Here is a 7,396-nt window from a genome sequence, read left to right as displayed (position 1 = left end):
GGTGCGTACCGTTGCGCAACGGTACGCACCCGCCCCCGACGCTTGCCGGGCAGGGTGGCTTCCGCCGTCCCGCCCGGTATGTGCAGGGGTGGTCACGGAGCGCAAGATTACGGTCGGGTACGGATCGGCAACGGGTTCGGTCTTCACGCGATTCACACGGCGCTTGCCCGTAGAGTGTGCGGGTCCTTGACCGCCATCTGCAGAGGAAGACCGTGCGCCGCCTAGCCACGCTGCTTCTCGTCCCCGCCCTGCTGCTCGGCGCTGCCGCGTGCGGCAGCGACTCGAAGGACGACAAGGGAGACACGACCTCCCGCCAGGTGCCCGTGAGCACGACCGGGGCGGTGACGGCGAACTCCGCGTTCGGGCAGCAGCCGAACATCGCGATTCCGGAGAAGGTCAAGCCGCCGAAGGACATGCAGGTGCAGGTCCTCACCGAGGGCTCCGGGCCGGTGGTCGACAAGAACAACATGGCGACGTTCAACTACGAGGGTGTCTCGTGGAGTTCGCGCCGGGTGTTCGACAGCTCCTTCGAGGCGGGCCGGACGCCGTTCACGGTGCCGGACCTCACCAGCGGCCTGATCCAGGGCTGGCTGGAGGCGATGCCCGGCAAGAAGGTCGGGACGCGCCTCCTCATGACGATTCCGCCGGACAAGGGCTACGGCCCGGACGGCAACCCGCCGAAGATCGCGAAGAACGAGACGCTGGTCTTCGTCGTCGACCTCGTGGACACCGTCGGCAAGACGGACGGCGCGCAGGGCACGGCGGTCAACGTGACCAACGCGGACCTGCCGAAGGTGCAGACCGACGGCGTCAAGATCACGGGTCTGACCTTCCCGAAGGACAAGCCCGCGCCGACGGCGCTGGTGAAGCAGCCGCTGATCGAGGGCACCGGCGCGGCGGTGACGGCCACCGACACGGTGACGATGCAGACCGTGCAGTACGTGTGGGGCGCGGACAAGGCCCTCGGGTCGAGCTGGGGCGGCAGCGGCCCGTCGCAGGTGTCGCTCGCGACCGGCAACACGACGCTGATGAAGACGCTGGCGGACAGCCTGGCCGGGGTGAAGGTCGGCAGCCGCGTCATGCTGGTGATCCCGCCGGACAAGGCGTTCGGTGCGGAAGGCAACCAGCAGGCCGGGGTGCCGGCGAACGCGACGCTCGTGCTGGTGCTCGACGTCCTGCGCACCGCGGCGGTGTCGAACGGCTGATCCCACCCGGGACTCCTGGACGCGCCCCGCGGCGTGGTGCGGCGGAAAACGCCGCGCCGTGCGGCGGGGCGCGTTTCGTTGCGGAGCCGCTCGGCTGACAGAGTGTGCGTCGGCAGTTTTCGTGTAGCGAGGAGCGGTACTACCGATGAGCAACATCGACACCAGCACGCGTCCCGAGATCGACTTCCCCGACGGCAACCCGCCGGCGGAGCTGGAGATCACCGACATCGTCGAGGGCACCGGCCCGGTCGTCGAGCCCGGGGACGTCATCGCCGTCGACTACGTCGGCGTCTCGTTCTCCACCGGCGACGAGTTCGACGCGAGCTGGAACCGCGGTCAGGCGTTGCAGTTCACGGCGGGCAAGGGCCAGGTCATCGAGGGCTGGGACAAGGGCCTGCTGGGCATGAAGGTGGGCGGCCGCCGCAAGCTGGTCATTCCGGCGCACCAGGCCTACGGGGACCGTAGCCCGAGCCCGCTGATCAAGGCCGGCGAGACGCTGATCTTCGTGTGCGACCTGCGCGCGATCCAGGGCAAGTAAGTCCGGTCCCTCCGGATATCCGGAGGGGACGGACACGCGGCCGCCCGGTGGTGCTTCGGCACCGCCGGGCGGTTTCGCGTTCTCCGCGTTGCAGGGATGTGCGGGGTTCGCGGGTTTCGCGGGGCCTTGCAGGGTTTTGCGGGGTGGCGCGGGTTCAGTCCGCGGCGGGGAGCAGCGATGCCGCGTACCGGCCGGCGGCTGCCGAGGCGAGGAAGTGGGCGTGGTCTTCGTCGAGGCCGCGGCCCATCGTGGACAGCTTCACCGGCACGTCGCGCAGCGCCTGGTCGAGGCCGTCGACGGGGACGCCGACGATCCGGTGGCGGGCCCGCAGTGGGGCGACGTCGGCGGCGACGCGGGAGGCGAGCGGCTCGTCGAGTTCCGGGACGACGACGTCCGCGGCGGCGAGGGCGACGCGGCCGTAGGCGGTCAGGCTGTGGTGCGAGACGCCTTGGTGTCGTTCGCGCGGGTCGGCATCCGAGATGCGCAGGGCGGCGACGGCGTGGCCGCCGAGGGTGGCGACGGCGTTGACGGCTTCGCCCGCGGCGACGCCGGAGAAGCCCCAGCGGGTGTCGGTGCCGAGGTTGCCGGGGCCCTGCGTGACGATCGCGAGGTCCGCGCGGAGGACGTGGCGGGCGGCCAGGAGGGCGCTGTGCACGGTGACCGCTTCCAGGTCGCCTCCGACGGCCTGGCCCGCGGTGATGGTGCCGGCGAGCCAGTCGGCCTCGCGGAGCGCGGCGGCCGTCATGGAGAACCAGAGGGGGAGCGCGCCGCCGTCGGTCATGACGTACGCGATGCGGGTTCCGGGGCGCACGGCGCGCACTCCGGCGCAGATCGCCGGGACGGCCGAGTGGAGGTCGGCGACGACGACCGGCATGGCGCCCAGGTCGTCGGCGGCGCGGAGCACCTCGTGGTGCGGCGAGCCCTGCTCGTCGACGCCGAGCACGACGGCTTGCAGCGGCGTGTAGCGGGTCTTCACCAGGTGGCCGGGGCCGCGCGGCGGGTCCGCGGGGAGCCGCTCGGGAAGCGCCACGACCAGTGCGTATCCGCCGGTGCCCAGGCCCATCGTCTGCGCGGTGGTGTTGAGCAGGACGGTGTCGCCGACGGCCGGGTCGCCGACCAGCGCCGGGTAGGCGAGCGCGCGCACCGGGTCACCGGTGCCTTCCTGGCGCACGGTCAATTCGACCGCGCCGCGCCATGCCCGCCGGACTTCGAGGACCTCACCGCGCCGCCACGTGATCACGGGCGGTGACACTAGTGGAACCGTGGGGCGGTATGCCATTCCCTCTCCCTCCGCGCTCTATCTGTGCGCTTCCCGTGCGGTGACGGGTGGTTCGTCCACAGCCTGCGGTGACCGGGCGGACGCCGGGTGCGCGGACGCGGTACGGTCAAGGCGGAACCAAGCCGTGTAGCCCGACCGGTGGTTCCGGCGACGGACGGGACAGGACCCAAGGGGCGGGAACGGATGGCGATCCCCAAGCAGGAGCGGTTGGTGAGTCTGGTCATGTGCCTGCTCGCCGCGCGCCGGTACGTCACGAAGGAGGAGCTGCGGACGTCGATCGAGTCGTACCGGCTGTGCACCTCGGACGAGGCGTTCGACCGCATGTTTGAACGCGACAAAGACGACGTGCGCGAGTTGGGTTTCGCCATCGAGACCGGCGCCAACGACCCGCTCGTCGAATCGGCCGACGGCTACCGGATCCGCGCCGAGCACAACACGCTGCCGCCGGTCGACCTCGACCCCGAGGAAGCCGCCGCGCTGGCGCTGGCCGCGGGTGCGTGGCAGCAGTCGTCGCTTTCCGGCGCCGCGACCGGTGCGCTGTACAAGCTCAAGGCCGCGGGCGTGGAGATCGACACCGCGCCGCTGACCTCGGTCGAACCGCGGGTCACCGCACGGGAGTCCGCATTCGGGCCGCTGCTCGAGGCGCTGCGCACCAAGCGCCCCGTGCAGTTCAGCTACCGCAGTTCGGGCGCCGCGGAGGCGCGTCAGCGCGTCGTCGAGCCGTGGGGCATGAGCTGCTGGCGCGGCCGCTGGTACCTGGTCGGCTGGGCACGCGACCGCGAGGAGCAGCGGGTGTTCCGGCTGGAACGCGTGCTCGACAAGCCGAAGCCGCGCATCCTGCGCGAGCAGCTCCGGGCCCCGGTCCCGGCGAACGTCGACATCCGCGAGCAGGTCGCGCGGTTCGCGGGGGAGGGCGGCGAAGGCACCGCGCGGCTGCGCGTGCGCGCGGGCGCCGGGTTCCCGCTGCGGGCTCGGGCGACTGCCGTCAAGCCGGTCGACGAGGCGTGGGACGAGCTGGAGTTGGCGTACGGCCACGGGCTGCACAGCTGGCTGGCCGAGTTCGGCGCCGACGTCGTCGTGCTGGACCCGCCGGAGCTGCGGGCCGCGGTCGTCGGTCAACTCCGCGCCGCGGCGGGCCTGCCGGCGGAGGACAACGCACACGCGAGCGAGGTAGGCGCATGAGCAACGCACTGGACGACACTCGGCGGCTTTTGTCGCTGGTGGCTTACCTGCGCGAGCGTCCGGGCGCGCGGTTGGACGACGTGGCGCGTGCGTTCGGGCTGGGCATCGACGCGATCGAGGCCGACTTGGGCACGCTGCACATGTGCGGCACCAGCTTCATGGCCGACGACCTGCTCGAGCCGCACGTCGACTCCGAGGGCCGTATCTGGCTCGACAACGCCGACGCGCCGGTGCGGCCGGTGCGGCTGGCCCCTCACGAGGCCCTGTCGCTGCTCGTCGCGCTGCGTGCGCTGGCCGGGCTGTCCGGGCTGCGCGACCGTGACCGCGAGGCGCTCGGCCGGGTCACCGCCAAGCTGGAGGACGCCGCGGGCGAGGCCGCCGAGGTCGCCGCGCACGTGAGCATCGAGTTCGAGGCCGAGGAGTCGTCGTTCGCGACGATGGACCGCGCCATCGCCGAGAAGCGCGTGCTGAAGCTCAGCTACTACGTGCCGCGCCGCGACCAGGTCACCGAGCGGATCGTCGACCCGGTGCGGCTGCTCCTCGTCGAAGGCCGTCCGTACCTGCTGGCCTGGTGCCGCACCGCGGAGGACCGGCGGCTGTTCCGCCTGGACCGCGTGGTGTCCGCGCAGATCCTCGACGAGGCGTCCGAGCCGCCCACGGTCGCGCCGTTCGACCCGGAGGACGGCCTTGTGCAGGCCTCGCCGGACGACATCGAGGTGGTGCTGGAACTCGGGCCCGGCGGCCGCTGGGTGCGCGAGTACTACCCGTGCGACAGCCTTGAGGAACTCCCCGACGGGGGCCTGCGGGTGACGCTGCGTACCCCGGATCCGTCGGTGGTGCGCCGGCTCGCGCTGCGGCTCGGCGAGCACGGCCGCGTGGTCGCGCCGGCCGAACTCGCCGACGAGGTCCGTGGTACCGCCCTGGCGGCGCTCGAGGCGTACGCCGGCGCGTGATCCGGCGCCGGACGGCCTACCTTCCGCACCGGCTCCTCGCGTAGCTTCGTCGTCCGTACGGCCGGATTTCGTTCCTCCCGCTTCGCTCGGTCACCTTTTGCACGACCCTTCGGCAATTCCTCGGGCATTCCCTCGGGCAAGGAGGCTCCCAGGTGGCGACGTTCACGGCACGCTGTCCCGATTGCGGGCTGGTCGAGCTGACCGCCGACCAGCTGCGGTTGGTGGTCCTGCCGAGTAAGTCGTTCTATACGTTCAGCTGCCCGGCGTGCGACGAATCGGTACGCCGGCCCGCGGGCGAGAAGATCGTCGAACTGCTGTCCGGCGGCGGCGTCTCGTCCATGCAGGTGGCGCGCTGACCGGAACTCCGCCCCGGCACCCGCGCGGTGCCGGGGCGGACCCGTTCCGCAGGTAGGGTCGGCGCATGCTTTTGTGGGTGCTGCTCGCGTTGTCGCTGGTGCTGGTGGTCGCGGGCCTGGCGGTGATCGGACGACTGGCGTTCCGCCTTGCGGGTGAGGTACGTCACTTCGGCCGGGCCGCCGGGGACGCGCACGACCGGATCGGGCGCGCCGCGGAAGACTTGCGAGATGCGGTCGACCCGTATGATTACGGGCCATCTCCGTATCCCCAATACGGGCGAATGCCGCACTCCGACACGCCGCGCGGCGCCCGCCGTTAGGGCCCCCCGGCCCTGCGCCGCCGCCCTGGTGCCGGGCCGCCCCGACACTCCGACGGGGCGCGGACGTGAACACGGCACATCTCGTGGGTTCCGAAAGCGCCCGGTGTTCGCCACGATTGCGTTGCACGGGCGTAACACTGATCGGCGTACGATCGGACCCATCAACCCCCCGGTTATGAGGTAGCAACTATGTTCGGCAGGCTTGGACCCACCGAGATCATCCTGATCCTGGTTATCGTCGTGCTCCTGTTCGGTGCCAAGAAGCTGCCGGACACCGCTCGCGCGCTCGGCCGCTCCATGCGGATCCTCAAGAGCGAGGCCAAGGCGATGAAGACCGACGATGCCGCCGCGGGCGACGCCGCCAAGCCGAGCGCCCCCGAGGCGCCGCGGACCATCCAGTCCGCGCCCGGCGAGGTGTCGCAGGCCCGCCCGGTGGGCGAGCCCGACGCCAACCGCCGCTGACGCGCCGAGCCCCCCGGAGTCGGCCCTCAGGTGAGTGCAGTCAGAGGGCTTAGGCGCAACCAGCCTGCCCGTCCGCCCAAGAACGACGAGGGGCGCATGCCCCTCATGGACCACCTGCGCGAACTGCGCAACCGGCTGGTCAAATCGATGCTGGCGATTTTGGCCGTCACCGTGGTCGCGTTGTTCTTCTACGACCAGATCGCGGAGTTCCTGGTCCGCCCCGTCTGCGACCTCGACGTCAAGGGTGTCGGGGCGAGCCAGTGCCCGGCATTGGTGCAGAAGGGCGTTTTGTCGCCCTTCTCCACGATGCTGAAGGTCTCCTTCGCGGTCGGGGTGATCGCCGCTGCCCCGATCTGGCTCTACCAGCTGTGGGCGTTCCTCGCCCCGGGTCTGCACAAGCACGAGAAGAAGTACTCGCTGGCGTTCGTCGGCGTGGGTGTGCCGCTGTTCGTGGCGGGGGCGTGGTTCTCCTACGCGATCCTCCCGCACGCCCTCGACGCGCTGCTCGGCTTCACCATCGGCGAGGCCAACAACCAGATCGACCTGGACGAGTACCTGGACTTCCTGGTCCGCATGGTCGCCGTCTTCGGTCTGGCGTGCGAGCTGCCGCTGGTGCTGATCCTGCTCAACTTCGGCGGCGTCATCACCGCGAAGAACATGATCGCGTGGTGGCGCTGGGTCGTCATGGGCATCTTCGTGTTCGGTGCGGTGGCCACGCCGACCACCGACCCGCTCACGATGTGCCTGCTGTCGGTGCCGATCAGTGTGCTGTACGGGCTCGCGATCCTCGTCGCGGCGATAAACGACAAGCGCCGCGGCCGGCGCCGCGCCGAAGTGCTCGGCGGGGAGCTGGACGACGACGAGGCCTCTTCGCTCGACCTCACGCCCGCGCGGGTCGAGGGCACCACGCACCTCGAAGGCACCACCCCGGTCCAGCGGAACGGTGAAGCGGACTCCGTCCACGCCGACGACATCACCTGACGCGGGACCCGGCAGCACGGCTGGCGCACCACCCCACGCACCACCCGGCGCACCGGGCTCACGAGCCCCGGGGGCCGCCCCCCCACCCGGCGGGGGACCCCCGCCAACAAGTTGGGGGCG

Annotated in this window: 9 protein-coding genes; 8 read left to right on the top strand and 1 reads right to left on the bottom strand. The window is 71.3% G+C overall.

Annotated features, from left to right (window positions below; all coding sequences use genetic code 11):
* The first annotated feature begins 212 nt into the window (after window positions 1–212).
* Both ACPA54_RS38845 and ACPA54_RS38840 read left to right on the top strand, forming a co-directional pair.
* Window positions 213–1,205 (top strand): FKBP-type peptidyl-prolyl cis-trans isomerase, encoded by a 993-nt coding sequence (locus ACPA54_RS38845; protein ID WP_423537261.1) that lies wholly within the window; start codon window positions 213–215, stop codon window positions 1,203–1,205.
* Between the two features lie 145 nt (window positions 1,206–1,350).
* Entirely contained in the window at window positions 1,351–1,743 is a 393-nt protein-coding gene (locus ACPA54_RS38840; RefSeq protein ID WP_423537259.1) for an FKBP-type peptidyl-prolyl cis-trans isomerase, read from the top strand.
* A gap of 154 nt (window positions 1,744–1,897) precedes the next feature.
* Here the strand turns inward: ACPA54_RS38840 and ACPA54_RS38835 are convergent, their stop codons facing one another.
* Window positions 1,898–2,983 carry a DUF3866 family protein gene (locus ACPA54_RS38835; protein ID WP_423537257.1) on the bottom strand — a complete coding sequence of 362 codons (1,086 nt, stop codon included), beginning with the start codon at window positions 2,981–2,983 and terminating at the stop codon, window positions 1,898–1,900.
* A gap of 222 nt (window positions 2,984–3,205) precedes the next feature.
* On the opposite strand from ACPA54_RS38835, the gene ACPA54_RS38830 reads away from it, so the two are divergent.
* The 6 genes from ACPA54_RS38830 to tatC all read left to right on the top strand — a co-directional run bounded on the left by ACPA54_RS38830 (window position 3,206) and on the right by tatC (window position 7,276).
* The gene (locus ACPA54_RS38830) at window positions 3,206–4,204 is read left to right on the top strand and encodes a helix-turn-helix transcriptional regulator (protein ID WP_423537255.1); all 999 of its coding nucleotides are present in this window, start codon (window positions 3,206–3,208) and stop codon (window positions 4,202–4,204) included.
* Complete coding sequence (locus tag ACPA54_RS38825) at window positions 4,201–5,157, top strand: helix-turn-helix transcriptional regulator (RefSeq protein WP_345677996.1); 957 nt, start codon at window positions 4,201–4,203, stop codon at window positions 5,155–5,157. The genes ACPA54_RS38830 and ACPA54_RS38825 overlap by 4 nt, the downstream gene beginning before the upstream one ends.
* A 152-nt stretch (window positions 5,158–5,309) precedes the next feature.
* Entirely contained in the window at window positions 5,310–5,513 is a 204-nt protein-coding gene (locus ACPA54_RS38820) for a hypothetical protein (protein ID WP_345677998.1), read from the top strand.
* A gap of 77 nt (window positions 5,514–5,590) precedes the next feature.
* The gene (locus ACPA54_RS38815) at window positions 5,591–5,833 is read left to right on the top strand and encodes a hypothetical protein (RefSeq protein ID WP_423537253.1); all 243 of its coding nucleotides are present in this window, start codon (window positions 5,591–5,593) and stop codon (window positions 5,831–5,833) included.
* 189 nt (window positions 5,834–6,022) lie between these two features.
* A complete protein-coding gene (gene tatA / locus ACPA54_RS38810; protein WP_423537251.1) occupies window positions 6,023–6,295 on the top strand; it encodes a Sec-independent protein translocase subunit TatA in 273 nt (90 codons plus the stop codon).
* 96 nt (window positions 6,296–6,391) lie between these two features.
* Window positions 6,392–7,276 carry a twin-arginine translocase subunit TatC gene (gene tatC / locus ACPA54_RS38805; RefSeq protein ID WP_423537249.1) on the top strand — a complete coding sequence of 295 codons (885 nt, stop codon included), beginning with the start codon at window positions 6,392–6,394 and terminating at the stop codon, window positions 7,274–7,276.
* Window positions 7,277–7,396: the final 120 nt, after the last annotated feature.

It is taken from the genome of Uniformispora flossi, from assembly GCF_049534875.1.
Classification (GTDB): Bacteria; Actinomycetota; Actinomycetes; order Streptomycetales; family Streptomycetaceae; genus Yinghuangia; species Yinghuangia aomiensis.
The sequence above is the reverse complement of the archived record's forward strand: the minus strand, read 5'-3'. Positions and strand labels throughout refer to the sequence as shown.

Excerpts from the sequence above, each read along its gene's own strand:
- tatC (WP_423537249.1), top strand. The coding sequence starts at position 6,392 with ATGCCCCTCATGGACCACCTGCGCGAACTGCGCAACCGGCTGGTCAAA.
- ACPA54_RS38830 (WP_423537255.1), top strand. The coding sequence starts at position 3,206 with ATGGCGATCCCCAAGCAGGAGCGGTTGGTGAGTCTGGTCATGTGCCTG.
- ACPA54_RS38840 (WP_423537259.1), top strand. The coding sequence starts at position 1,351 with ATGAGCAACATCGACACCAGCACGCGTCCCGAGATCGACTTCCCCGAC.
- ACPA54_RS38825 (WP_345677996.1), top strand. The coding sequence starts at position 4,201 with ATGAGCAACGCACTGGACGACACTCGGCGGCTTTTGTCGCTGGTGGCT.
- tatA (WP_423537251.1), top strand. The coding sequence starts at position 6,023 with ATGTTCGGCAGGCTTGGACCCACCGAGATCATCCTGATCCTGGTTATC.